The following is a 22,890-nucleotide window of genomic DNA, read 5'->3' on the forward strand; positions in this document are numbered from 1 at the left end:
GCCCCCTTCCCATTTCGCCTGCCGCATGGACATATCATGCGGCGAAACTGCGGATGCGGCCGGCTGGAGGATGCCGGCCACCTTGGGAGGACACCGATGAGCACCAGCGACCAGCAGGCGGCGCCCCCGCGCCTTGCCGTGCCCGAATTGTTGATCGGCGTCGGGCTTCTGGCCTGCGCCGGGGCTGTAGCCTGGCAGACCCTGGCGATCCCGGTGTCGCCGCTCTATTCCAAGGTCGGGCCGACCGTCTTTCCCTATATCACCATGACCGGCATGATCGTGCTTTCGCTGCTGCTCATCCTCGCCGCGCTGCGCGGCGGCTGGCAGCCGGAGGAAGAAAAGGAAACGCCGACCGACTGGAAGGCGATGGGCATCGTCGTTGCCGGGCTGGTGGCGAACCTGGTGCTGATCCAGCCGCTCGGCTTCACCGCCGCCTCGGTCGTTATGTTCGTGCTCGTCTGCTACGGCTTCGGCAGCAAGAATACGCTGCGCGATGCGCTGCTCGGTCTGATCCTGGCGCTTGCCGCCTATTTCGGCTTTGCCAGGGCGCTTGGAGTCAACATCGGCGCCGGCTTCATCGAAAACCAGCTGAACACGGTGATCGATGCGATCATCGGCGCGTTGAGGGGCTGACGCCATGGAAACGCTCGGTCATCTCGCACATGGATTTTCCGTCGCCTTCACGCCGGTGAACCTGATGTGGTGCCTGCTCGGCACCACGCTCGGCACCGCCATCGGCGTGCTGCCCGGCCTCGGGCCGGCGCTGACCATCGCGCTGCTGCTGCCGATCACCTACCAGGTGGCGCCGGAAGCGTCCTTCATCCTGTTTGCCGGCATCTACTACGGCGCCATGTATGGTGGTTCGACGACGTCGATCCTGCTCAACACGCCCGGCGAAAGCGCCACCATCGTCACCGCGCTGGAAGGCAACAGGATGGCGCGGTCCGGCCGTGGCGGTGCAGCCCTCGCCACCTCGGCGATCGGCTCGTTCGTCGCCGGCACGATCGGCACGATGGGCGTCGCCTTTCTGGCGCCGGTGGTGGTCAAGTTCGCGCTGGCCTTCGGCCCGGCCGAATATTTCTCGCTGATGGTGCTGGCCTTCATCACGGTTTCGGCGGTGCTGGGCTCCTCGTCCGTGCGTGGCCTGACCAGCCTGTTCGCCGGCTTCGTCATCGGCATGATCGGCGTCGACCTGCAGACCGGCCAGCCGCGCTTCACCTTCGGCACGAACGAACTGCTCGACGGCGTCGATGTCATCATCGCCGCCGTTGGCCTGTTTGCCGTCGGCGAGACGCTCTACATGGCCTCGCGCCGCTATGCCGGCAAGGACGAGATCGTGCCGCTGAAGGGCTCGCTCTACATGACTGCGGCCGAGTGGGGGCGTTCGTGGAAACCCTGGCTGCGCGGCGCTGCTATCGGCTTCCCGATCGGCGCCATGCCGGCCGGCGGCGCCGAAATCCCGACCTTCCTGTCCTATGCGATCGAAAAGAAGCTGTCGAAGCACAAGGAGGAGTTCGGCACGGTCGGCGCCATCGAGGGCGTCGCCGGTCCCGAGGCGGCCAACAATGCGTCCGCGGCCGGCGTGCTGGTGCCGATGCTGACGCTTGGCCTGCCGACCTCGGCGACGGCGGCAATCATGCTGTCGGCGTTCCAGAGCTACGGCATCAATCCCGGGCCGCTGCTTCTGACGACCCAGGGCGACCTCGTCTGGGGGTTGATCGCCAGCCTGTTCATTGCCAACGTCATCCTCGTCATCCTCAACCTGCCGCTGATCGGGCTGTGGGTGCGGCTGCTGAAAATCCCGGCGCCGCAGCTCTACGCCGGCATCCTGGTGTTCGCCACGGTCGGCACCTATGGCATTTCGCAATCGCCCATCGACCTCGTCATCCTCTACCTGCTGGGGGCGGCCGGCTTCCTGATGCGGCGCTTCGATTTCCCGACCGCGCCCGTCATCATCGGCATGATCCTGGGGCCACTCGCAGAAACCCAGTTTCGCCGGGCGATGACCATCTCGAATGGCGACTGGTCGGTGTTTTACACCCACAAGCTGTCGCTCACGCTGCTGACGCTCGCCTTCATCGGCCTCGCCGGCCCGCATATCTGGGCCTTCATCGAGCATCGGCGCCGGCGCGGACCGGAGCATGTGCCCGGCGATGCCTGATCGATCCCTGATGCCATGACAGAACTGCTTTCCGGTATCCGCGTCCTCGACCTGACCAACGTCCTGGCCGGCCCCTATTGCGCCTATCAGCTGGCGCTGCTCGGCGCCGACGTCATCAAGGTCGAGGCACCGCAAGGCGGCGACCTGGCACGCCAGCTCGGCGGCTCACCAAAGCTCAACAGCGCCGGCATGGGCGCCTCGTTCCTGGCGCAGAACGCCGGCAAACGATCGGTGGTGCTCGACCTCAAGAAGCAAGCGGATCGCGAGCGCTTCCTCGATCTGGTCGCCAGCGCCGATGCGCTGGTGGAGAATTTCCGCCCGGGCGTGATGGATCGGCTCGGCCTTGGCTACGAGGCGCTGAAGGCGGTCCGTCCCGGCCTCGTCTATTGCGCGATATCGGGTTTCGGCCAGACCGGGCCGATGCGCGACAATCCCGCCTATGACCAGATCATCCAGGGCCTGTCGGGGATCATGAGCATCACCGGTACGCCGGAGACGGCGCCGCTGCGTGTCGGCTATCCCGTCGCCGACACGCTTGGCGGACTGGTCGGCGCGTTCGCCATCGCCTCGGCGCTGGTGCGGCAGAAGACGAGCGGCGAGGGCGCTTTTCTCGACGTCTCGATGCTCGAATGCACGCTTTCCGCGCTTGGCTGGCCGGTCTCCAACTACCTGACCGCAGGTGTCGATCCCCAGCCGATGGGCAATGAGAACATGACCGCGGCACCCTCCGGCGCCTTTCGCACCGGCGACGGGCTCATCAACATCGCCGCCAACAAGCAGGAGCAGTTCGTGACGCTGTGCCGGCTGATCGGCCGGCCGGACCTGGCCGGGGACGCCCGCTTTGCCGAGCGCGAGACGCGCAAGCGCAACCGTGCGGCGCTGAAAGTCGAGATCGAGGACGCCCTGGCGGGCGCCCCGGCGGCGGCCTGGGAAGAGACGCTCAATCGTGCCGGCGTGCCCGCCGGCAGGGTGCTGACGATCCCGCAAGTGCTCGCCGAGCCGCAAGTCCTCGAACGCCAGGTGACCACCAATTTTGACGATGTGGCTGGCATGGACAAGCCGCTGACCGTTCTGCGCGGCGGCTTCATGGTCGACGGCGTGGCACCCTTGCCGACGAAGCCGCCGCCGGCGCTCGGCGAGCATATGGGCGAGGTGTTCGCGGACCTGCCGTCCCGCGCCAAGGCAAAGGCACGGGCATGAGTGGCACGGAGAAGAAGACTGGCCGTGAGCGCGGCGAGGAATGGTGGCAGACCGATATCATCGAGATGCACCCTGGTGTCATCCGGCTGCGCGGCTACGAGATCCAGGATCTGATCGGCCGCGTCAGCTTCCCGGCGATGATCTGGCTGATGCTGCGTGGCGAGCTTCCCAGCGAGGACCAGGCGGCACTGCTCGGTATTGCGCTGGGGGCGGCAGTCGACCACGGGCCTCAGGCGCCGTCGATCGCCATCGCGCGCATGGCGGCAACCTGCGGCGTCGGCATCAACAGCGCCATGGCCTCGGCCATCAACGTTCTCGGCGACGTGCATGGCGGCGCCGGCGAACAGGCGCTTTCCTTCTACGGTGACATTGCCGTGGCGATCGATGCCGGGATGATGCTGAATGAAGCGGTCTCGGCACGGCTCGACCGGTTCTTCGCCGAGGAGAAGGGCTATGTGCCGGGGCTCGGACACCGCTTCCATCCCGTCGACCCGCGCGCGCCGCGGCTGCTGGAACTGACCCGCGAATTTGCCGCGCGCGGTGTCGTCAATGGACGTTTCGCCGACATCGCCGAGGCGATCGAGACGGAAATCGCGCGGCGCAAAGGGAAAAAGATACCGCTCAACATCGATGGCGCCACCGCCGTCATCTATGGCGAACTCGGCTTTCCGCCGCCGCTGACGCGCGGGCTTTTCGTGCTGTCGCGCTCGGTCGGCATCCTGGCGCATGCCTGGGAGCAGTCGCAGCAGGCCGAGCGAAACAAGGGGCCGCTGCCGCGCGAGTGGTTGTGGGCCTATACCGGCACTCCGGTACGGCCGTTTTCTGGAGGCGATGACACCGGCGACTGAGGCTTTATGCTTGGTCGTCTGGCACAGGCTGAGGAAGCTTCAGCGTCTTCACCAGCGTCGAAAGGTCGGGCTCATCGATGAGCATGGCCGCGTCGGCCGGCGCCAGCCACGCCCGCTGGCGTCGTTTGGATTCCTGCCAGTCGGCCAGTTCCTCCGTCACTTCAAGCAGATAGACGATGACGTCGACGCGGACAAAGCGATTGGCCAGCCGCTTCCAGTAGGAATAGGTGCCCGCCGGCTGCTTCAGCGTCTTGCCGAGCACGCCGGCTTCCTCCTGCGCCTCGATGGTGGCTGCCTTGCGTCCGCTCTTGCCCTTCATCGGCCAGCCCTTGGGGACGATGAAGCGTCTGGTGGTTCGCGACGTGACCAGCATCACCTCGATGTCGCCGCGCGCGTTCAGCCGAAAGGGAATAGCCGCCACCTGGCGGATGCTCTCGCCCTTCTTTGCCTTGCGTACGGCCTTTTTCTTCGTGGCTGCCATTCGTCAATCCAGTCGATGCAATGCCGCATAGCGCGACAAGGCATCGTTGCAAAACCAAAACTTTCGCACGTGCTGAAAGGCACCCGCAATACATAAGTCGGCTAAATAAATGAAAAACGCCTGGATGTCAGCGGCAATTGCTCACGGCGGTGGTGCCGATTATCTGCGTCTGGCAGCTTGGCCTGAGTTGCTGCACGACAGGCGGCGGTTGCGGAACGATCTGACGGTCCTGGGCACGATACTGCTGCTGTTGCTGCTGGTATTGCTGCCGCTGCACCCTGTTTTGCAGGATTTGCAGGTCGTTCTGCCGGATCAGCGCGTTGTTGCCGGTGTCGAAATTGAGGGCCTGCGCGGAGGCGGGCAGGCAAGCGCCCACCAGCATTGCCGTGGCCAGCATCGCCGATGTGAAGATCGTTGATGGTCGAAGCGCCGACATCCGCTCATTCCCGCGCAAAAAACACCGTGCATTGATATAGGGCTTTTGCGCGACGATGCCATGGCCAGGGCGTCGATCGTCGTGAAGTCGATCTACTTACCCGCCGAAGGCCGCTTCGCGGCGGCGGAGAATCTGCCTGGCAACCCCGCATTGTACTTGACGGAGGCCGTCGATTCGCCGCTCTATCGGGTCGACGCTGGCCTTGAGCTGAATGGCGTCAATGGCGTCGGCATGTCCGTCAGGTATAATGGCGCCTTCGGCGAAACGGTTGAACAGAACGCTATCAGCGCGTCTCTCGAGGTCAGCTTCTAGCTGGCCCGAGGCGGAGCCGGGCGGGAGGGGTCTTGATGAGGAAGTACGCGTATTTGGTGGCGGTGCTGGGTGTTGCCTGCACCGTCGGCATGCCGGCCGTGGCAGCGCAAACCAAAAGTGACAAGGTGGCGGCGCCGGCCGCCGCCGATGCGCCGCAGCTGCCTGGGGGCGCGTCGGCACTGTCCGAAACCCATGGCGATTGGACGGTCAATTGCCAGATATCGGGCACGACCAAGACCTGCAGCCTGTCGCATCAGCAATTCAACAAGCAAAGCAATCAGCGCCTGCTGGCGATCGAGTTGTCGAGCAAGACCGGCGACGATGCCACGGGAACGCTGGCGCTGCCGTTCGGGCTGGCGCTGGCCAAGGGGGTCAGCCTGACCATCGACGATCAGAAGCTGGATGGCAGCCTGGCATTCAACACCTGCCAGGTCGTCGGCTGTCTGGTGCCGGTGGCGTTCGATGCGACTGTCACGCCGCTGCTGAAATCAGGCACCACCCTGAAGATCGACGCCTTCGCGGCCGACACCGGACAAGCGGTGAGCTTTTCCATTCCGCTCAACGGCTTCGCCGGCGCGCTTGCCCGGACCGCGGAGCTTTTGACCAATTGATGTAGAGCCGCAGGACTTAAGGCGCGCCGCCTGAATGCCATCTCGCGGCAGGGCGGTGCGCCGCTGCCGCAGAACGTGGCGGGCGGGACGTCTTTGCGCCGGCTCAAACGACGATCGTTTTGAGCCGTTCGGCGATCAGGGCGGCGAGCCGAGCCGCCACTTCGTCCTTGCTCATCTCGGGCCATTCCTCGACACCGGCCTTGGACACGATCCGCACCCGGTTGCGATCGCCGCCCATCACGCCCGAAGGACCGACGCCGCTTTCCTGCGACACGTCGTTGGCGACGATGAGATCGGCGCCCTTCTTTCTGAGTTTTGCCTCGGCGTTGCGCAAAAGGTCCTGTGTCTCGGCGGCGAAGCCGATAACCAGGCCGGGTCGCTGGCTGTGATGGCCGACGCCGGCGAGGATGTCGGGATTCTCCACCATGCGCAGCATCGGCGGCCCTTCGCCCGCGACCTTCTTGATCTTCTCATCGGCCGAGTTCTCCGTGCGCCAGTCGGCAACGGCGGCGACGAACACTGCCGCGTCGGCGGGCAGGAGCTGTTCCACCGCATCGCGCATCTCTTGCGCACGTTCGACATGGATGGTCTGCACGCCTGCCGGATCGGCGATGCCGACAGGGCCGGAAACGAGGTACACATCCGCACCGAGCCTGGCCAATGCTGCCGCGATGGCATGGCCCTGCTTGCCGGACGAACGGTTGGCGATGTAGCGCACCGGGTCGATCGGCTCATGCGTCGGGCCGGAGGTGACGATGATCTTGCGCCCCGACAGCGGCTTGGGGCCGACATCGAGCAGCGCCTCAATCGCGGCGACGATCTCCAGCGGTTCGGCCATGCGGCCTTCGCCCGCCTCGTTGCTTTCGGCCATCTCACCCCTGGCCGGACCGACAAAGGCGATGCCGTCCTTTTGCAGTGTCGCGCGGTTGCGGCGGGTGGCCGGATGCGCCCACATCCTGGGGTTCATGGCCGGCGCCATCAACACCGGCTTGTCGGTGGCGATGAGTACGGTGGAGGCGAGATCGTTGGCGTGGCCATTGGCAAGCTTGGCCATCAGGTCGGTGGTGGCGGGCGCCACCACCAGCAGGTCGGCCTCGCGCGACAGCCTGATATGGCCGACATCGTGCTCGTCATTGCGGTCGAACAGTTCGGTAAAGACATGGTCGGCGGAGAGCGCGCCAACCGACAGGGTTGTGACGAATTCCTGCGCGGCCGATGTCATGACCACCCGAACCGCAGCCCCGCGCTCGCGCAGCCGGCGGATCAGATCGAGCGCCTTGTAGGCGGCGATGCCGCCGCCAATGATGAACAGGATGCGCTTGCCGGAGAGGCCGCGCGGCATGATTTTCCCCGCGGTAACCGGGGCGGCCAGGCCGCGCGCGCTCGCCAGTTCGCGCAAGGTCTGTTCGATCTGATCGATGCGGCCGGCCGAACCAAGCTGGCCTTCGACGGCAGCACGGATCATCACTCGCGCCTGCTCTTCCATCGAGCGGTCGTTCTCCGCAGCGAGCTGGCGCAGCAGATCCTTGACCTCGTTGTCAAGATTGCGAATGGTGATGCTGGCCATATGATTGCACTCTGCTCAACACTGCCGAATGCAATGATAGCAATGCAATCACTTTGGGACAAGCCGTTCTTGGCAGACCGCTAGATGATCTTCCAGGCGATATAGACGAGCGTCAGCGCGATCACCCACAGTGCCAGGCGGCCAGAGCGGCTGTAACGCGCCTCGGCCTTGCCGATGGCGCGCGCGGTTGTCTCGTCGAAGCGCAGGCCGTGCTCGGCCATCAGGTCGATCTCGCGTGACAGCCGGTCGGTGCGCGCCGCAAGCTCGGGCACCTGGCGGGCCAGCGTCAGCAGCGCCTTGGCGCCGTCGCGCGCATCGATCATCATACCCTGCGGGCCAAGGTTGCCGGCGATCCAGCCGCCAACCACCGGTTCGGCCGTCTTCCACATGTTGAAGGCCGGATCGAGTGTGCGCGCCACGCCCTCGACCACCACCATGGTCTTCTGCAGCAGGATCAGTTCGGGCCGCGTCGCCATGTCGAAGAGTTCGGTCACCTCGAACAGCAGCGTCAAAAGCTTGGCCATCGAAATGGTTTCGGCCGGCTGGCCATGGATCGGCTCACCGATCGCGCGGATCGCTTGCGCGAAAGCCGCGACATTGTGCTGACGCGGCACGTAGCCGGCCTCGAAATGCACCTCGGCGACGCGCAGATAGTCGCGCGTGATGAAGCCGTAGAGGATTTCGGCGAGGAAGCGGCGCTCCTTCTTGCCGAGACGTCCGGCAATGCCGAGATCGACGGCGACGATGGTGCCGTTTGCCTCGACGAAGAGGTTGCCCGGATGCATGTCGGCATGGAAGAAGCCGTCGCGCAGCGTATGGCGCAGGAACGACTGGATGAGATTGGTGGCGATCGCCTTCAAATCGTGGCCGGCGGCGTCGAGACCGGCAATGTCGTTCATCTTGACGCCGTCGACCCACTCCATGGTCAGCACGTCGCGGCCGGTGCGCTCCCAGTCGACGGATGGCACGCGAAAGCCGGGATCGTCCTTGGTGTTCTCACCAAGCTCAGAGAGCGCGGCCGCCTCGAGCCGCAGATCCATCTCGATCCTGGTGGTCTGCGCCAGGGTCTCGGTCACTTCGACCGGTCGCAGCCGGCGTGACGACGGGATGTATTTTTCCTGCAGGCGAGCGGCGAGGAAATAGCTTTCGAGATCATGGAAGAAGCGGCGGCGTACGCCCGGCCGGATGACTTTTACCGCCACCTTGGTGGCTGCGCCGTCATGGATGGTGTCGGCGGCATGGACCTGGGCGATCGAGGCGGCGGCGACCGGATCGCCGAATTGCGCGTAGAGATCGCCGACCTTGCGCCCAAGCGAAGCCTCGATAGCCGCGATGGCTTCGGCCTTCGGAAAGGTGTGCATCTTGTCCTGCAACATAGCGAGATCGAGCGCCATGTCGTTGCCGACCACGTCGGGCCGCGTCGCCAGGAACTGGCCGAGCTTGACGTAGGATGGACCGAGCCGGACGACCGCTTTGGCCAGCCGGTCGCTGCGCTCATAGGCAAGCGCGCGGCGACGGGTGAACAATCGCGCCAGCCGCCAGCCGAACTTCGGCAGGCCGGACAGCTCCTCGCCCGGCAAGGCGGCGACGACGCCCTCGCGCACCAGCACCCAGCCGGCCCTTACGAGCCGAAATCCAGCGCTGACCGTGCTCATGGCTGCGCCCGCCCTGCCGGATCTTCGAACCGGCATAGCGCACATCGAATGTGAGAAATGCGAGCCAGCCTCAAAGCTTCCAGCCCGAATGCAGCGCAGCAATACCGCCGGAATAATTGCGGAAGGAAACGCGGTCGAAGCCGGCGCGGGAAATCATCGTCGCGAAATTCTGCTGGTTGGGGAACCTGGCGATCGATTCGACCAGATAGGAATAGGGCTCGCCGTCGCCGGTGACCATCTTGCCGATCTTGGGAATGGCATTGAACGACCATGCTTCGTAGGCCTTGTCGAGCAGCGGCATCTCGACCTCGGAAAATTCCAGGCACAGGAAGCGCCCGCCCGGCTTCAGCACGCGGAACGCTTCGCTGAGCGCGACATCGATGCGCGGCACGTTGCGGATGCCGAAAGCGATGGTGTAGGCGTCGAATGTGGCATCAGCGAAGGGCAACTCCTCGGCATTGGCCTCGACGAAATCGGTGTTGGCGGACAGGCCTTTCTTTTCGGCCCGGTCGCGGCCGACGGCCAGCATCGAGCCATTGATGTCGAGCACGGTTGCATGGGCGTTGCCGTGGCTGGCATCGACGATGCGGAAGGCGATGTCGCCGGTGCCGCCGGCAACGTCGAGCACCTTCCAGCCCGCCCGTTTCGGCGGGTTGAGCCATGTCACCATGGCATCCTTCCACAGCCGGTGCAGGCCGGCCGACATCAGATCGTTCATCAGGTCGTAGCGGTTGGCGACCTTGTGGAAAACATCGTTGACCAGGGACTGCTTGTCGCCAGCCCCTACACGCTTGAAACCATAAGAGGTTTCCATGCCGCCCGCGGCCGTGGTTCTCTCAACTGACATTTTTTTGATCCGTCATAAAACCGGCGGGACCATAGCCGATCGATGGTGCGGGCGCTATTGTTTAAGGCGCGGTGTTCAGCCGCGCTTCCAGGTGGCGGGTTTTCAAGACCTGGACAGACCGACGGGATGATTGAATGCCTTTGAAAGCGGAACTGCACTGCCACATTGAAGGGGCAGCGGCGCCCGAACTCGTCATCCGCCAGGCGCAGAAATACGGCAAGGACACCTCGCCCTATATCCAGAACGGTTCCTTCGTCTGGCACGATTTCACGTCCTTCCTCGCGGCTTACGACTTTTCCGCCGACCTCTTCCGGACCGAGGAGGACTATGCGCGGCTGGCCGACCATTATCTGACCAGCCTTGCCCGCGACGGGGCTATCTATTCCGAGGTCTTCACCTCGCCGGACCATGCCAGGAAGGCCGGGCTGTCGCCGAAAGCCTATACCGACGCGCTCGGCGAAGGCATGGCCCGCGCCAAGGCCAAGACCGGCATCGAGGGCCGCATGATCGTCACAGGCGTGCGCCATGTCGGCGTCGAGTCGATCGAGCAGGCGGCGCGTTTCGCAGCGCGCTGCGGGCATCCGCTGGTCACCGGTTTCGGCGTCGCCGGCGATGAGCGGATCGGCGAGATGGAGGACTATGTCAGGGCTTTCGAGATCGCGCGCGAGGCCGGGCTCGGCATCACCATCCATGCCGGCGAACTGACGGGCTGGGAGACGGTCCAGGCGGCGCTCGATCACATCCGTCCGTCCCGCATCGGCCATGGTGTGCGCGCCATCGAGAATCCGGACCTTGTCCGGCGCATTGCCGACGAGGGCGTCGTGCTGGAATGCTGCCCCGGTTCCAACATCGCGCTCAAGGTGTTCGACAGTTTTGCCGACCATCCGTTCCCGGCCTTGCAGGCAGCCGGTTGCAAGGTGACCCTCAACTCCGACGACCCGCCCTATTTCTGGACCTCGCTGAAGCGCGAATACGACATTGCCGGCGAGCATTTCTCGATGAACGAAAAGGCGCTGGCCGCCGTTACCCGCACCGCGATCGAAGCCGCTTTCGTCGACAAAAAGACCAAGACCGCGCTTCTTGCCCGGTTGAACGGCGCGGCACGCTGATTTCTGCCGACAAAGCTGTGGTCGGTGCGGGCCAAGCGGTTCCTTGGCCGGCGCATTGTCGATAGGGTTCGCTCAAGCAGCTTGAAGCGCGGCGCGTCCGAAAGGACCATGCGCGCACTTTCGGGCGCAGGCATCAGGAGAACACCATGCAGGGCGTCACCGTCATCGACCATCCGCTTGTCCAGCACAAGCTGACCATCATGCGCAAGAAGGAAACCTCGACGGCGGGCTTCCGCCGGCTGCTGCGCGAAATATCGCTGCTGCTTGGCTACGAGGTCACCCGCAACCTCGAACTGACGACGACGACGATCGAAACGCCGATGGAAACCATGGAGGCGCCGACGCTGGAGGGCAAGAAGCTGGTCTTCGCCTCGGTGCTGCGCGCCGGCAATGGATTGCTGGAAGGCCTGCTCGACCTGGTGCCGGCGGCCCGCGTCGCCCATGTCGGCCTCTATCGCGATCACGAAACACTGGAAGCGGTCGAATATTTCTTCAAGGCGCCGAGCGACCTCGCCGATCGTCTGGTGATCGTCGTCGATCCGATGCTGGCGACCGCCAATTCGGCGATCGCTGCGATCGACAAGCTGAAAGAGCGCGGCGCCACCAACATCCGTTTCCTTTGCCTGCTGGCAGCGCCCGAAGGCATCGAGCGCTTCACCAAGGCGCATCCGGACGTTCCCGTCTTCACCGCCTCGATCGACCGCCAGCTCAACGAGAAGGGCTACATCATGCCCGGCCTCGGCGACGCCGGCGACCGCATGTACGGGACCAAGTAGTACCAGGCAAAGTTGCCTGGTACGATTTACCAAATGTTTACGCAAAGGCGGGGTTTTGGCGCCCGTTAAAGCGGCAAACACCATCCGCGCTTAAGGATCGGCTGTCACTACAGCGCCGCGCGTCCATTCGGACGCGCAAAAGACGCTGTAGCACTTTGATTTTGCGCATGATCCTTTCCGAAAATCGATCCCGATTTTCGGGGTCATGCGGCGAGGCCGAGCCATGCTGCGCAAACTTCTCATCCTCGGCGTTTTCGCCGGTACGTCGGCATCGATACCGATTGTGTATCAGTCGAATCCGCAATTCGTCGAAAACCTGCTGAAATCGACGGCGCCGAACAAACCTACGATCGCGGCCCAGCCGGACGTCAAGCTGGCGTCGGTGCCCGACAAATCGGCGGCGCCGCTGCCGATGGGCCGCAAGGTCGTCGTTGCGGCAGACGAGCGCGGACACTTTTCGTCGGCCTTCAAGCTCAATGGACGTCAGGTCGACGGCATGATCGACACCGGCGCGACATTGGTCGCCATCAACACCTCGACGGCGCGTAGAATCGGGCTGTCGCTGAACGCTTCCGATTTCAGTCACGAGGTCAGCACCGCCAACGGCACCATCAAGGCAGCCGTGGCAATGATCGACCGCCTGCAGATCGGCAACATCACCGTCAATGACGTCCAGACCATCGTGCTCGACGACAAGGCGCTGCGCACAAATCTGATCGGCATGAGCTTCCTCAACCGGCTCGACAAATACCAGGTCGAGAACGGCACGCTGCTGCTCGTTCAGTAAAGAGTCGTGTCTTTGTTTTGTGCAGGTCGTTATCCCAAAACCGCTGCGCACTTTTGGGCGACATGCACTAGCCGCGCGGAAGAATCCGCCGGATAACCGACTTGTCGGCGGCCGGTTTCGAAGCGCCGACCGTATAGGCCGAAAGCACGGTGACGGCGGCGGCCTCGGCATCGGCCAACGAGCGGGCATGGACCAGCGCCAGCGGCTCGCCGCTCCTCACCTCCGCACCGACCGGCAACAGCCTGGTGATGCCGACCGCGGGGTCGATCTTGTCGTCCGGCCGCGTGCGTCCGCCTCCCAGGCCAACCACGGCGAGCCCGATGTCGCGGGTCGCGATGCCGGTGACGAAGCCGTTCGCCGTCGCCTTGACGGCAAATTCGGTCGCCGCTGTGGCCAGGTATCTTTCCGGCTTCTCGATGAAATCGGCCGGGCCGCCGAGCACGGCCACCATGCGCGCGAAGGTGGCGGCGGCGCGGCCGCTGGTGAGCGTCTCGGTGGCGCGCCGCATGCCATCCTGATTGGACGAAACCAGTCCCGCCGACTGCAGCATTTCGGCGGCCAGCGCCAGCGTCACATCCTCGAGCCGATGGTCACGAAACCGGCCGGTGAGGAAATCGACGGCGTTGCGCACCTCGACGGCGTTGCCGGCGGCCGACGCCAGCGGCTCGTTCATGCCGGTGATCAACGCCGAGGCCTTCAGCCCGGCGCCATTGGCGATTTCGACCAGGCTGTTGGCGAGTGCGGTGGCGTCGCGCGATTTTTCCATGAAGGCGCCGTTGCCGACCTTGACGTCGAGCACCAGCGATTGCAGCCCGGCCGCCAGCTTCTTCGACAGGATCGAAGCGGTGATCAGCGGCACCGATTCGACCGTGCCGGTGACGTCGCGGATCGCATAAAGCCGTCGATCGGCTGGCGCGAGGTCGGCGGTCTGGCCGATGATGGCGCAGCCGGTTTCGAGCACCGCCTTGCGAAACAGTGCGATATCGGGCTGGCTGGCGTAGCCGGGGATCGCATCCATCTTGTCCAGCGTGCCGCCGGTGTGGCCAAGGCCACGGCCTGATATCATCGGCACATAAGCGCCGCAGGCGGCGACGATCGGCGCCAGCATCAGCGAGACATTGTCGCCGACGCCGCCAGTCGAATGCTTGTCGGTGACCGGGCCGGGCAGGTCCGACCAGTCGAGCACGTCACCGGAATCGCGCATCGCCAGCGTCAGCGCCACCGCCTCGTCGCGGTTCATGCCGTTGAAGAACACCGCCATGGCGAAGGCGCCGACCTGGCCATCCGAAACGGCCCCACCGGTCAAGCCCTTCACAAAGTCGGCAATCTCCTGCTCCGACAGCCTCAGGCCGTCGCGCTTGCGGCGGATGATTTCCTGCGGAAGCATCAGCTCTCCAGCAGTCCGTCGCGGAACACCCGCTGCAGGATCGTTGCCAGCCGCGCGCCGCCTACCGGCGCCATGTCCTTGGTCTCCTGGTGCGAAAGCTCGGCCCCGGTCATGCCGGCCGCCAGATTGGTGATGACCGAACAGGCAGCGACGCGCAGTCCAAGGAAACGGGCGAGAATGACCTCCGGTACTGTCGACATGCCGACCGCGTTGGCGCCCATGATGCGCGCCATGCGGATTTCAGCGGGTGTTTCGAAGCATGGCCCCGAGAACCACATGTAGACGCCCTTGTGCAGTGTGGTTCCCGTCGCTTTCGCCGCCCGTTCGATGGCCTTGCGGATGCCGGCATCATAGGCCTCGGTGAGACCAACGAAGCGGCGGTCGCTGGGCTCGCCGATCAGCGGATTGGTGCCCGAAAAATTGATGTGGTCCGATATCAGCATCACCGAGCCCGGCGGCATGTCCGGATCGACCGAGCCGGCGGCATTGGTGAGGATCAGTTTCGTGATGCCGATGCCGGCAAGCACTTCCAGCACCGGTCGCATAGCCGCAGCAACGCCATGCTCATAGTAGTGGGCGCGGCCAGACAGCATCAGCACCGGCACACCGGCAAACAGCCCCGCCACCACTTCGCCGGCATGGCCGGTGACGCCGCTTCTGGGAAAGCCCGGCAGGTCGGCATAGGAGATGTGGATCGGATGCTCGATCTGGTCGACCAGCCCGCCCAGGCCCGAACCCAGCACCAGCGCTGTCAACGGCGCCAAGCCGTCCAGTCTTTCGATGAGGTGGTCCAGAGCCTTTTCCGTCATTGCAGCCAGCTCTTCATTTCAGCTCGTTGTTCATTTCAAAATGTCGCCGCGGAAGCCGTAGGGCAGCATCTCGCCCATGGTCACAGTCTCGGCCACGCCGGCATTGTCGCAGAGATAGAGCTTTGTTTCCGGCCGGCAGAATTCGGCCAGCCGCTGCCGGCAGCCGCCGCAAGGCGAGCATTTCGCCATGCGCTCGGCAAGAACGGCGATTTCCACGATCTTGCCGCCACCGCCCATGATGTAGTGGCCGAGCGCTGTGGTCTCGGCGCACCAGCCTTCCGGGTAGGAGGCGACCTCGATGTTGGCGCCGGTAAAGACGCGCCCGTCCTCGGTGCGCAAGGCAGCGCCCACCGGAAATTTCGAATAGGGCGCATAGGCCTTGGCCATGGCAGCCTTGGCGGCCTCGAACAGATCATGCGACATTCAGGTGTTCTCTCCGATGATCGTGTCCAAAACCCGGCACCAAGCCGCCCCGTTGCTGCGGCTCAGCGTTCCTTGACGTAAGGCACGCCGCCGGCGCGTGGCGGAATGGCCTTGCCGATGAAGCCGGCGAGCAGGATGACGGTGAGGATATAGGGCAGCGCCTGCATGAACTGCACCGGCACCTTGCCGATGATGGGCAGTGGCGAGCCTTGCAGGCGGATCGACAGCGCGTCGAGGAAGCCGAACAACAGGCAGGCGAACATGGCGTTGACCGGCTTCCACTTGGCGAAGATCAGCGCGGCCAGCGCGATATAGCCCTTGCCGGCGGTCATGTCCTTCACGAAGCCGCCATTTTGCACCATCGACAGATAGGCGCCGGCAATGCCGGTGAGGATGCCGGTGCAGATCAGCGCCCGGTAGCGCAGCCAGGCGACGGAGATGCCGGCGGTGTCGACGGCGGCAGGGTTCTCGCCGACGGCGCGCAGGCGCAGGCCGAAGCGGGTGCGAAACAGCACCCACCAGGTGAACGGCACCATCGCGAAGGCGAGATAGACCAGGATCGAGTGGCCCGACAGCAGCTCGGCATAGATCGGCCCAACGATCGGCACGTCGCGGATGGCGTCGGCACCCGGCAGAGTGATGGCCTCGAAGCGCTCGCCCGGTTGCAGCGCGGGCGTGCGTCCACCCTGCTGGAACCAGGCCTGGCCGAGAATGATGGTCGAGCCGGCGGCGATGAAATTGATCGCGACGCCGGAGACGATCTGGTTGCCGCGATGGGTGATCGAGGCAAAGCCGTGGATCATGGCAAAGGCGACCGAGATCAGGACGGCCATGCCGAGGCCGAGAAAGGCCGAATGGAACACGGAAGCGGCCGCAGCACCGGCGAAGGCGCCGACCAGCATCTTGCCTTCGAGGCCGATGTCGAAGATGCCGGCGCGCTCCGAGTAGAGGCCGGCGAGGCAAGCGAGCAGCAGCGGCACCGAGAGGCGGATGGTGGAGTCCAGTGTCTGGACGATTGCGTTGAACACGTCCATCTCAGGCACCCTTCCCCTTGACCGCTTCCATACCGACCGATCGCGGACTGAACGAGGCGAACAGCGCCTGGATGTAAGGCCGGAACATGTGTTCGAGGGCGCCGGCAAACAGGATCACCAGGCCCTGGATGATGACGATCATGTCGCGGCTGATTGCCGGCATCTCGAAGGCAAGCTCGGCGCCGCCCTGGTAGAGCATGCCGAACAGGATCGCTGCCAGCACGATGCCGACAGGGTGCAGGCGGCCCATCAGCGCCACGGCGATGCCTACGAAACCGGCGCCGGAAACGAAGTCGATGGCGACATTGTGCTGGTCGCCCATCACCGGGTTGAGCGCCATCATACCGGCGAGCGCGCCGGAGATCATCATGGCGGTGATGATGATGCGGGTTTCGGAAATGCCGGCATAGCGCGCCGCCTTCGGGCTGTGACCGTAGGTGCGCATCTCATAGCCGAGCTTGGTGCGCCAGATCAGCAGCCAGACCAGGAAGGCCATGGCCAGCGCCAGCAGGAAGGAAATGTTGAGCGGCGCCGAACGGATCTTGGCGCCGAACAGCTCGATGATCCAGTTGAGCTTCGGCAATTCCGCGCCGGCAAAGAAGTTGCGCGTCTGCGGCGCCTGCGAGGCTGCGGGCTTCAACGGGCCCACCAGCAGGTAAACCATGATCGAGGCGGCGATGAAGTTGAACATGATGGTGGTGATGACGATGTGCGAACCGCGCTTGGCCTGCAGGTAGGCGGGGATCAGCGCCCACAACGCGCCCACGACCGCCGCAGCGATGATGGCCAGCGGAAAGGTCAGCCACCATGGCAGCGTGCTGTCGAAGCTCAGGCAGACGACGGCGATACCGAGGCCGGAGATGTAGGCCTGCCCCTCGGTGCCGATGTTGAACAGGCCACAATGCGCTGCCACTGCCACCGACAATCCGGTGAAGATGAACGTGGTGGCATAGAAGAGGGTGAAGGCAATGCCTGTGCCCTTGCCGAAGGCGCCTTCGACCAGGATGATTGCGGCGCGGAACGGGTTCTCGCCGACAAGAAGCACGACGAAGCCGGCAACGACGAAGGCGACGAACAGATTGATCAGCGGGATCAGGCCGTAGTCAGCCCAGGCCGGCAGTTTGGCGTAAGGCGTGCTCAAAGTGCTGCCTCCTGCTGCTCGACGCCGGCCATCAGCAGGCCGAGTTCGCCTTCGGTCGCTTCCGGGCCGCGCTCACCGACGATGCGGCCGGCAAACATCACCAGGATGCGGTCGGAGAGCGAACGGATCTCGTCCAGCTCGACCGATACCACCAGCACCGCCTTGCCCTGGTCGCGCATGGCGATCAGGCGCTTGTGGATGAATTCGATGGCGCCGACATCGACGCCGCGCGTCGGCTGGCCGACGATCAGCACGCCGGGGTCCTGTTCCATCTCGCGCGCGAGCACGATCTTCTGCTGGTTGCCGCCGGAGAAATTGGCGGTCTTGAGCCGGCAGTCGGCCGGGCGGATGTCGTATTTGGCGATCTTGTCCTTGGCATCGTTGCGAATGGCATCGATGTTGAGGAACGGTCCCTTCAAATAGCGGGGGTCGTCATGATAGCCGAGGATGGAATTCTCGTTCTCCTCGAAGGCCAGCACCAACCCGACGTGATGGCGGTCCTCCGGTACATGCGCCAGGCCACGGTCGCGCAATTCTCCGGGGTCGGCGGCACCGGTCAGGTCGATCGGCTTGCCGTCGAGCATGACCGACCCGGAGACGGCGCGCCTGATGCCGGAAATCGCCTCGAGCAATTCGGATTGGCCGTTGCCGGCAACACCGGCAATGCCGACAATCTCGCCGGCGCGGATGTCGAAGGAGATGTCGTCGACCATGGTGACGCCGCGCGTGTCCTTCACCGTCAGGTTCTTGACCGCGAGCTTGACGCCGCCGGCTTCCGCCTCGCCCTTTTCGACCCTCAAGAGCACGCGCCGCCCGACCATCAGTTCGGCCAGCTCCTCGACCGTGGTCTTGGCTGTCTCGCGCGTCGCCACCATCGTGCCCTGGCGCATGACCGACACCGTGTCGGTGATGGCCATGATTTCGCGGAGTTTGTGGGTGATCAGCACCACCGTCTTGCCCTGGTCCTTCAACTGCCTGAGGATGCGGAACAGATGGTCGGCCTCGGCCGGCGTCAGCACGCCCGTCGGCTCGTCGAGGATCAGGATCTCGGCGCCGCGATAAAGCGCCTTGAGGATTTCGACACGCTGTTGCAGGCCGACCGGCAGTTCCTCGATGATCGCATCGGGGTCGACTTCCAACCCGTATTCGCGCTCAAGCCGCTCCAGTTCCGAGCGCGCCTTGGCGATGCTCTTCTTCAGCAACGCATCGCTCTCGGCGCCGAGGATGATGTTTTCCAGCACCGAGAAATTGTCGACCAGCATGAAATGCTGATGCACCATGCCGATGCCGAGCGCGATCGCGTCATTGGGCGTCTTGATCGAGGCCGGCTGGCCGCCGACACGGATTTCGCCGCTGTCGGCCTGGTAGAAGCCATAGAGAATCGACATCAGCGTCGACTTGCCGGCGCCGTTCTCGCCGACGATGCCGTGGATGGTGCCGCGCGCGATCTCCAGATTGATGTCGCGGTTGGCGCGCACGGCGCCAAAACTCTTGTTGATGCCGATCAGCTCGATTGCGGCTTGCGCCATGCAGCCTGTCCCACTCTTATTTTTTTATCGCTTGGTCAAAACGCCTAGCATGACGCTCCGTCCATGCCAATTGGGCGGAGCAGGGTTCACTCTCGACAAATCCCGGTGCGCTTGTCAATTTCCAACATGGCCGGGGCCTTCATATTCGCTAATATGGCGAAGCCGGAATTCGCATCACGGCACAAGACATTGCGGTGCAAGACATCGCGGTGAGGACTGGGGAATTTTAGATGATCATGCCCGCCGACCGGCTGACGACGCTGGAGATCCGCGCCGCCGAACAGGAGAAGACCATCGAGGAACTGTCCGGCCAGATCGCCGAGCAGTGGAAGGTGATCGAACGCATGCAACGCAAGCTCGACGCCCTGACGGATCGCTTCCTGGCGCTGGAGGAGCAGGCAGGAGATGATGTGCCTGTAACCAAGCCGCCGCACTGGTGAGGAAAAGGGGGAGGTGCACGCCATGGCCAGTGAAAGCGATCGCATCGCGCGGGCCGGCGACTATGTGCTCGGCCTGATGAACGACGCGGAACGTGAACGGGCCGAGCGCGATCTGGAGATCGACCCGGCCTTCCGCGACGCCGTCGTGCAGCTTGCCGAACGCATGCACATCTTCGACCGTGCCGAACCGGCTGACGGCGAAGCGCGCTGGAAGCAGATCACGCAGCGCATTGCCGACCTGCCGCAGATGCGCAGCTCTGGCCTGAGCGACGCCAGGTCGCCAACCGTGATCCGAAGCCTGTCGCGGCGGCCGTACGGCATCGGCCTGCACACGCTTGGCGGCCGGCGCGGATTTGTCGTCGCCGTCGGGTTGATCGTGGCGTTCGCGCTGGGGTATCTGGCGGGCAAGTTTTAGAGCTTTGTTTTCGAGATCATGCTCGCGGCCGGCACGACATCAGAGCCATCGTTTCGTCGTCCTGCCCAAAAACCTCAATCATGTTCCAGCCAAGGGCTGCGTAGAAATCACGTGCTTCCCATGTGTAGAGATAGAGTGTCTCGACACCCCGCGCAGCCGCATGGGCTTCAGTCGCCCTGACCAGTGCGCTGCCGATCCCTGCGCCTCGATACCTGGCATCGACAACCAACCCGGCCAGCCATGGCGTGAGATCATGCGCTGGTTCAAGTTCGTGGCGGACCAGCAGGCACGTCCCGACCGGTATGTCGCCGAGCCGAGCCACGAATGCGACCTCGAAGCCATCACCGGCAAGCAGTCGGCGAAGGCCTGCCGCATCCTCTTCGACAGTCCTCGCCGTCCCCTCGAAAAAGGTGGCCAGGCGCAGTCGCGCGACGGCTGCTACATCGCGCTCGTCCATGGGTTCGATTGTCGGCTGCATCATTGTCCCGGAATGGTATCGTTGCGGGTGGCGAATATTTCGCCCGATCCGGCAAGGCAAAACCGCCGGGCTTGCGCCCGGCGGTTTGCGGATCATTGCTGGATATCCGTGCCGCTCAGTATGGGCAGGCGTTGTCAGTCGTATAGTCGTGCACTTCGAGCTTGCCCGCGATGATGTCGGCCTTGGCCTTTTCGACGGCCGCCTTCATCTCGTCGGTTACCAGTGCCTTGTTGTTGTCGTCCATGGCGTAGTCGACGCCGCCTTCCTTGAGGCCGAGGTTCTCGACACCACCCTTGAAGGTGCCGTTCTTGCCGTCCATGAAGGCGGTGTAGACGGCAACGTCGACGCGCTTCATCATCGAGGTCAGCACTTTGCCGGGCTGCAGGCCGTTCTGGTTGGAATCGACGCCGATGCCGAGCTTGCCGGCATCAGCCGCCGCCTGCAACACGCCGACGCCGGTGCCGCCGGCCGCGGCATAGACCACGTCGGAGCCCTGGTCGATCTGCGTCTTGGCGATCTCGCCGCCCTTGGCCGGGTCGTTCCACGCCGCCGGCGTGTCACCGGTCATGTTCTGGATGACGTCGGTCGCGCCGGCCGACTTGGCGCCGCCGACATAGCCGCATTCGAACTTGCGGATCAGCGGGATGTCCATGCCGCCGATGAAGCTGACCTTCTTGGACTTCGAGGCCATCGCCGCCAGGATGCCGACGAGATAGGAGCCTTCGTTCTCCTTGAATACCAGCGAGCGAACATTAGGCAGGTCAACGGCATCGTCGATGATGGCGAAGTTGAGATCGGGATATTCGGCCGCGACCTTCTTCAGCGCATCCTCCCAGGCGAAGCCGGCCATGACGATCGGGTTGTGGCCGTCCTCGGCGAAGCGGCGCAAAGCCTGCTCGCGCTGCGAGGCATTGGACACCTCGAACTCGACATAAGCGACGCCGGTCTCGGTCTTGAACTTCTCGGCGCCGTGATAGGCAGCCTCGTTGAAGGATTTGTCGAATTTGCCGCCGAGATCATAGAGGATGGCCGGCTGGACATCCGCGGCGAAAGCCGGAAGAACCATTGCGGTTGCGGCCAGAAGGCCGAGAACGATACGTTTCATGTGATCCACACCCTGTCGGTTATTTTTTCCGTTACGCACCGCATACCGGCCCGGTTCTCCGGCAGGCATGCGACGTCAGCCAGGAGTGTACTCCCCTCCCGCTCGGGGCAATCTGGCATGGCCCGAAACAAAATTCACGCGGAATTTTGACCTTTTGGAAAAGCATGGCGTGGGTAAGTCGCGCTGCTGCTTGATCCTTGCGCCTAAAGCGCGTCGCGTCGAAACGGATTCATGCGCCGCGCTTTAGGTCTTTGTTTCCATGCATGTCGTCTCAAAACCGGGGCCACTTTTGAGCGAGATGCATTGGGCTTCAGGCGGAGGCGGCAGCCGGAATGGCGCAAGCGACGCCGGTGCCTTTGAGGTTGCAAGTGCCGTAAGGGTTCTTCGCCAGATATTGCTGGTGATCGCCTTCGGCAAAGTAGAATTCGGGCGCCGGCGCGATCTCGGTGGTGATCCTGCCGTGGCCGGCGCCGCGCAGCGAGGCCTCATAGGCATCGCGCGAGGCGCTCGCCGCCCGCAATTGCGCATCACCTGATGTGTAGATCGCCGAGCGGTAGGTGGTGCCGACATCATTGCCCTGGCGCATGCCTTGCGTCGGGTCGTGGCTTTCCCAGAACAGCTTCAGAAGCGCGGCATAGGAGACGATCTCGGGATCGTGGACGACCAGCACCACTTCGGCATGGCCGGTAAGTCCGGTGCAGGTTTCCTGATAGGTCGGATTGGGCGTGAAGCCGCCGGAATAGCCGACCGCCGTGACCCAGACGCCTTCCAACTGCCAGAACAGCCGCTCCGCACCCCAGAAGCAGCCCAGCCCGAACATCGCCGTCTCCAGCCCCTCGGGATGGGGACCCTTGAGCGGTCTTTTCAAGACCTTGTGCCTGGGTGCGGTCGGGATCGCCCGGGCGCGCCCCGGCAACGCCTCGGACGGCTTCGGCAGATTGAGCTTCTTGTTCAGCATGTCGCTGAGAAAGAACATGCGCGGCTTTCCTCTCTGGGTGGAACGGAAGAAGTGGGTCAGGTGGCCGCGAACTGTCCCGTGCGCCGTTGCCGCCTGTAGCCGATCGCATAGAGCAGGAAGGCCAGCACCGCGAACACGGCGAAGCCCGGCTGGTTGAGCACCCAGGCGATGACGCCGTCCCACAGCAGCGGACCGGCCTTGGCCCGAACGAAGGTTTCGAAGGCGGCCCGCGTGTCGGGCGAGACGGCCAGCCAGCTGGTGTTGAGCGGGGTTAGCACCAGCACTGAGGCCGCCACGGTGCGCGTCGCGTCGAGCACCGCCATGATGACGGAAATCGACAGCGCGACCATTGCGGCAAGACGGAAAACGAAGCGAAACATT

General features: G+C 64.1%; 26 protein-coding genes. 11 read left to right on the forward strand and 15 right to left on the reverse strand.

The window, feature by feature from the left end:
* Nucleotides 1-96 precede the first annotated feature (96 nt).
* From FCU66_RS08190 to FCU66_RS08205, 4 genes are read left to right on the forward strand one after another with little or no spacing between them, the layout of a single operon-like run.
* The gene (locus tag FCU66_RS08190; protein WP_136618551.1) at nt 97-633 is read left to right on the forward strand and encodes a tripartite tricarboxylate transporter TctB family protein; all 537 of its coding nucleotides are present in this window, start codon (nt 97-99) and stop codon (nt 631-633) included.
* A gap of 4 nt (nt 634-637) precedes the next feature.
* Nucleotides 638-2,161, forward strand: a complete 1,524-nt coding sequence (locus tag FCU66_RS08195; protein ID WP_136618552.1) for a tripartite tricarboxylate transporter permease — start codon at nt 638-640, stop codon at nt 2,159-2,161.
* A gap of 15 nt (nt 2,162-2,176) precedes the next feature.
* Complete coding sequence (locus FCU66_RS08200) at nt 2,177-3,361, forward strand: CaiB/BaiF CoA transferase family protein (protein WP_136618553.1); 1,185 nt, start codon at nt 2,177-2,179, stop codon at nt 3,359-3,361.
* On the forward strand, nt 3,358-4,209 hold the full coding sequence (locus FCU66_RS08205) for a citryl-CoA lyase (RefSeq protein ID WP_136618554.1): 852 nt from the start codon (nt 3,358-3,360) through the stop codon (nt 4,207-4,209). Before FCU66_RS08200 ends, FCU66_RS08205 begins: the two co-directional genes overlap by 4 nt.
* A gap of 4 nt (nt 4,210-4,213) precedes the next feature.
* Here FCU66_RS08205 and FCU66_RS08210 read toward each other — a convergent pair whose 3' ends face one another.
* A complete protein-coding gene (locus FCU66_RS08210; protein ID WP_136618555.1) occupies nt 4,214-4,690 on the reverse strand; it encodes an NUDIX hydrolase in 477 nt (158 codons plus the stop codon).
* A gap of 127 nt (nt 4,691-4,817) precedes the next feature.
* Entirely contained in the window at nt 4,818-5,126 is a 309-nt protein-coding gene (locus FCU66_RS08215; RefSeq protein WP_136618556.1) for a hypothetical protein, read from the reverse strand.
* Nucleotides 5,127-5,171: 45 nt separating this feature from the next.
* On the opposite strand from FCU66_RS08215, the gene FCU66_RS08220 reads away from it, so the two are divergent.
* Both FCU66_RS08220 and FCU66_RS08225 read left to right on the forward strand, forming a co-directional pair.
* Nucleotides 5,172-5,438 (forward strand): hypothetical protein, encoded by a 267-nt coding sequence (locus FCU66_RS08220; protein WP_136618557.1) that lies wholly within the window; start codon nt 5,172-5,174, stop codon nt 5,436-5,438.
* A gap of 35 nt (nt 5,439-5,473) precedes the next feature.
* The gene (locus FCU66_RS08225; protein ID WP_136618558.1) at nt 5,474-6,049 is read left to right on the forward strand and encodes an invasion associated locus B family protein; all 576 of its coding nucleotides are present in this window, start codon (nt 5,474-5,476) and stop codon (nt 6,047-6,049) included.
* Between the two features lie 103 nt (nt 6,050-6,152).
* Here FCU66_RS08225 and coaBC read toward each other — a convergent pair whose 3' ends face one another.
* The 3 genes from coaBC to ubiE form a co-directional block, all read right to left on the reverse strand.
* A complete protein-coding gene (coaBC, locus tag FCU66_RS08230; protein WP_206077123.1) occupies nt 6,153-7,616 on the reverse strand; it encodes a bifunctional phosphopantothenoylcysteine decarboxylase/phosphopantothenate--cysteine ligase CoaBC in 1,464 nt (487 codons plus the stop codon).
* Between the two features lie 80 nt (nt 7,617-7,696).
* Nucleotides 7,697-9,271 (reverse strand): 2-polyprenylphenol 6-hydroxylase, encoded by a 1,575-nt coding sequence (gene ubiB, locus FCU66_RS08235; protein WP_136618559.1) that lies wholly within the window; start codon nt 9,269-9,271, stop codon nt 7,697-7,699.
* 70 nt (nt 9,272-9,341) lie between these two features.
* Nucleotides 9,342-10,118, reverse strand: coding sequence for a bifunctional demethylmenaquinone methyltransferase/2-methoxy-6-polyprenyl-1,4-benzoquinol methylase UbiE (gene ubiE, locus FCU66_RS08240; protein WP_136618560.1), 777 nt, complete (start codon nt 10,116-10,118; stop codon nt 9,342-9,344).
* Between the two features lie 134 nt (nt 10,119-10,252).
* Between ubiE and FCU66_RS08245 the strand changes: the two genes are divergently transcribed.
* The 3 genes from FCU66_RS08245 to FCU66_RS08255 all read left to right on the forward strand — a co-directional run bounded on the left by FCU66_RS08245 (nt 10,253) and on the right by FCU66_RS08255 (nt 12,790).
* Nucleotides 10,253-11,227: an adenosine deaminase gene (locus FCU66_RS08245; RefSeq protein ID WP_109658874.1), complete on the forward strand. Its 975-nt coding sequence runs from the start codon at nt 10,253-10,255 to the stop codon at nt 11,225-11,227.
* A 146-nt stretch (nt 11,228-11,373) separates the two neighbouring features.
* Nucleotides 11,374-12,003 carry a uracil phosphoribosyltransferase gene (upp, locus tag FCU66_RS08250; protein WP_023759649.1) on the forward strand — a complete coding sequence of 210 codons (630 nt, stop codon included), beginning with the start codon at nt 11,374-11,376 and terminating at the stop codon, nt 12,001-12,003.
* 223 nt (nt 12,004-12,226) lie between these two features.
* Complete coding sequence (locus FCU66_RS08255) at nt 12,227-12,790, forward strand: TIGR02281 family clan AA aspartic protease (protein WP_136618561.1); 564 nt, start codon at nt 12,227-12,229, stop codon at nt 12,788-12,790.
* A 67-nt stretch (nt 12,791-12,857) separates the two neighbouring features.
* Here the strand turns inward: FCU66_RS08255 and deoA are convergent, their stop codons facing one another.
* The 6 genes from deoA to FCU66_RS08285 all read right to left on the reverse strand — a co-directional run bounded on the left by deoA (nt 12,858) and on the right by FCU66_RS08285 (nt 19,113).
* Nucleotides 12,858-14,177 (reverse strand): thymidine phosphorylase, encoded by a 1,320-nt coding sequence (gene deoA, locus FCU66_RS08260; protein WP_136618562.1) that lies wholly within the window; start codon nt 14,175-14,177, stop codon nt 12,858-12,860.
* A complete protein-coding gene (locus FCU66_RS08265) occupies nt 14,177-14,986 on the reverse strand; it encodes a purine-nucleoside phosphorylase (RefSeq protein ID WP_136618563.1) in 810 nt (269 codons plus the stop codon). Before FCU66_RS08265 ends, deoA begins: the two co-directional genes overlap by 1 nt.
* A 30-nt stretch (nt 14,987-15,016) precedes the next feature.
* The gene (cdd, locus tag FCU66_RS08270) at nt 15,017-15,409 is read right to left on the reverse strand and encodes a cytidine deaminase (RefSeq protein ID WP_109658878.1); all 393 of its coding nucleotides are present in this window, start codon (nt 15,407-15,409) and stop codon (nt 15,017-15,019) included.
* Nucleotides 15,410-15,471: 62 nt separating this feature from the next.
* Nucleotides 15,472-16,443 carry an ABC transporter permease gene (locus tag FCU66_RS08275; protein ID WP_136618564.1) on the reverse strand — a complete coding sequence of 324 codons (972 nt, stop codon included), beginning with the start codon at nt 16,441-16,443 and terminating at the stop codon, nt 15,472-15,474.
* A 1-nt stretch (nt 16,444) separates the two neighbouring features.
* Complete coding sequence (locus tag FCU66_RS08280; RefSeq protein ID WP_136618565.1) at nt 16,445-17,584, reverse strand: ABC transporter permease; 1,140 nt, start codon at nt 17,582-17,584, stop codon at nt 16,445-16,447.
* Entirely contained in the window at nt 17,581-19,113 is a 1,533-nt protein-coding gene (locus tag FCU66_RS08285) for an ABC transporter ATP-binding protein (protein WP_136618566.1), read from the reverse strand. The genes FCU66_RS08280 and FCU66_RS08285 overlap by 4 nt, the downstream gene beginning before the upstream one ends.
* A gap of 230 nt (nt 19,114-19,343) precedes the next feature.
* Here FCU66_RS08285 and FCU66_RS08290 point away from each other — a divergent pair, with 230 nt between their 5' ends.
* Together FCU66_RS08290 and FCU66_RS08295 are read left to right on the forward strand one after the other, a co-directional pair.
* Entirely contained in the window at nt 19,344-19,553 is a 210-nt protein-coding gene (locus FCU66_RS08290; protein WP_056595051.1) for a SlyX family protein, read from the forward strand.
* Nucleotides 19,554-19,575: 22 nt separating this feature from the next.
* The gene (locus tag FCU66_RS08295; protein ID WP_136618567.1) at nt 19,576-19,968 is read left to right on the forward strand and encodes a hypothetical protein; all 393 of its coding nucleotides are present in this window, start codon (nt 19,576-19,578) and stop codon (nt 19,966-19,968) included.
* A gap of 16 nt (nt 19,969-19,984) precedes the next feature.
* Here FCU66_RS08295 and FCU66_RS08300 read toward each other — a convergent pair whose 3' ends face one another.
* From FCU66_RS08300 to FCU66_RS08315, 4 genes are all read right to left on the reverse strand, one after another.
* A complete protein-coding gene (locus FCU66_RS08300; protein WP_136618596.1) occupies nt 19,985-20,446 on the reverse strand; it encodes a GNAT family N-acetyltransferase in 462 nt (153 codons plus the stop codon).
* 115 nt (nt 20,447-20,561) lie between these two features.
* The gene (locus FCU66_RS08305) at nt 20,562-21,551 is read right to left on the reverse strand and encodes a BMP family lipoprotein (protein ID WP_136618568.1); all 990 of its coding nucleotides are present in this window, start codon (nt 21,549-21,551) and stop codon (nt 20,562-20,564) included.
* Nucleotides 21,552-21,861: 310 nt separating this feature from the next.
* Nucleotides 21,862-22,527: a peptide-methionine (S)-S-oxide reductase MsrA gene (msrA, locus tag FCU66_RS08310; RefSeq protein WP_136618569.1), complete on the reverse strand. Its 666-nt coding sequence runs from the start codon at nt 22,525-22,527 to the stop codon at nt 21,862-21,864.
* 38 nt (nt 22,528-22,565) lie between these two features.
* Nucleotides 22,566-22,889 carry a hypothetical protein gene (locus tag FCU66_RS08315; RefSeq protein ID WP_136618570.1) on the reverse strand — a complete coding sequence of 108 codons (324 nt, stop codon included), beginning with the start codon at nt 22,887-22,889 and terminating at the stop codon, nt 22,566-22,568.
* Nucleotide 22,890 lies beyond the last annotated feature (1 nt).

Source organism: Mesorhizobium norvegicum, assembly GCF_004919685.1.
In the GTDB taxonomy this organism is placed as follows: domain Bacteria; phylum Pseudomonadota; class Alphaproteobacteria; order Rhizobiales; family Rhizobiaceae; genus Mesorhizobium; species Mesorhizobium norvegicum.

Coding starts and splice junctions, on each gene's coding strand:
- deoA (WP_136618562.1), bottom strand. CDS start 14,177: ATGCTTCCGCAGGAAATCATCCGCCGCAAGCGCGACGGCCTGAGGCTG.
- FCU66_RS08265 (WP_136618563.1), bottom strand. CDS start 14,986: ATGACGGAAAAGGCTCTGGACCACCTCATCGAAAGACTGGACGGCTTG.
- ubiB (WP_136618559.1), bottom strand. CDS start 9,271: ATGAGCACGGTCAGCGCTGGATTTCGGCTCGTAAGGGCCGGCTGGGTG.
- FCU66_RS08245 (WP_109658874.1), top strand. CDS start 10,253: ATGCCTTTGAAAGCGGAACTGCACTGCCACATTGAAGGGGCAGCGGCG.
- FCU66_RS08210 (WP_136618555.1), bottom strand. CDS start 4,690: ATGGCAGCCACGAAGAAAAAGGCCGTACGCAAGGCAAAGAAGGGCGAG.
- FCU66_RS08290 (WP_056595051.1), top strand. CDS start 19,344: ATGATCATGCCCGCCGACCGGCTGACGACGCTGGAGATCCGCGCCGCC.
- FCU66_RS08225 (WP_136618558.1), top strand. CDS start 5,474: ATGAGGAAGTACGCGTATTTGGTGGCGGTGCTGGGTGTTGCCTGCACC.
- FCU66_RS08295 (WP_136618567.1), top strand. CDS start 19,576: ATGGCCAGTGAAAGCGATCGCATCGCGCGGGCCGGCGACTATGTGCTC.
- ubiE (WP_136618560.1), bottom strand. CDS start 10,118: ATGTCAGTTGAGAGAACCACGGCCGCGGGCGGCATGGAAACCTCTTAT.
- FCU66_RS08205 (WP_136618554.1), top strand. CDS start 3,358: ATGAGTGGCACGGAGAAGAAGACTGGCCGTGAGCGCGGCGAGGAATGG.
- FCU66_RS08190 (WP_136618551.1), top strand. CDS start 97: ATGAGCACCAGCGACCAGCAGGCGGCGCCCCCGCGCCTTGCCGTGCCC.
- FCU66_RS08285 (WP_136618566.1), bottom strand. CDS start 19,113: ATGGCGCAAGCCGCAATCGAGCTGATCGGCATCAACAAGAGTTTTGGC.
- FCU66_RS08275 (WP_136618564.1), bottom strand. CDS start 16,443: ATGGACGTGTTCAACGCAATCGTCCAGACACTGGACTCCACCATCCGC.
- FCU66_RS08255 (WP_136618561.1), top strand. CDS start 12,227: ATGCTGCGCAAACTTCTCATCCTCGGCGTTTTCGCCGGTACGTCGGCA.
- FCU66_RS08305 (WP_136618568.1), bottom strand. CDS start 21,551: ATGAAACGTATCGTTCTCGGCCTTCTGGCCGCAACCGCAATGGTTCTT.
- cdd (WP_109658878.1), bottom strand. CDS start 15,409: ATGTCGCATGATCTGTTCGAGGCCGCCAAGGCTGCCATGGCCAAGGCC.
- FCU66_RS08215 (WP_136618556.1), bottom strand. CDS start 5,126: ATGTCGGCGCTTCGACCATCAACGATCTTCACATCGGCGATGCTGGCC.
- coaBC (WP_206077123.1), bottom strand. CDS start 7,616: ATGGCCAGCATCACCATTCGCAATCTTGACAACGAGGTCAAGGATCTG.
- FCU66_RS08200 (WP_136618553.1), top strand. CDS start 2,177: ATGACAGAACTGCTTTCCGGTATCCGCGTCCTCGACCTGACCAACGTC.
- msrA (WP_136618569.1), bottom strand. CDS start 22,527: ATGTTCTTTCTCAGCGACATGCTGAACAAGAAGCTCAATCTGCCGAAG.
- FCU66_RS08195 (WP_136618552.1), top strand. CDS start 638: ATGGAAACGCTCGGTCATCTCGCACATGGATTTTCCGTCGCCTTCACG.
- FCU66_RS08315 (WP_136618570.1), bottom strand. CDS start 22,889: ATGTTTCGCTTCGTTTTCCGTCTTGCCGCAATGGTCGCGCTGTCGATT.
- upp (WP_023759649.1), top strand. CDS start 11,374: ATGCAGGGCGTCACCGTCATCGACCATCCGCTTGTCCAGCACAAGCTG.
- FCU66_RS08300 (WP_136618596.1), bottom strand. CDS start 20,446: ATGCAGCCGACAATCGAACCCATGGACGAGCGCGATGTAGCAGCCGTC.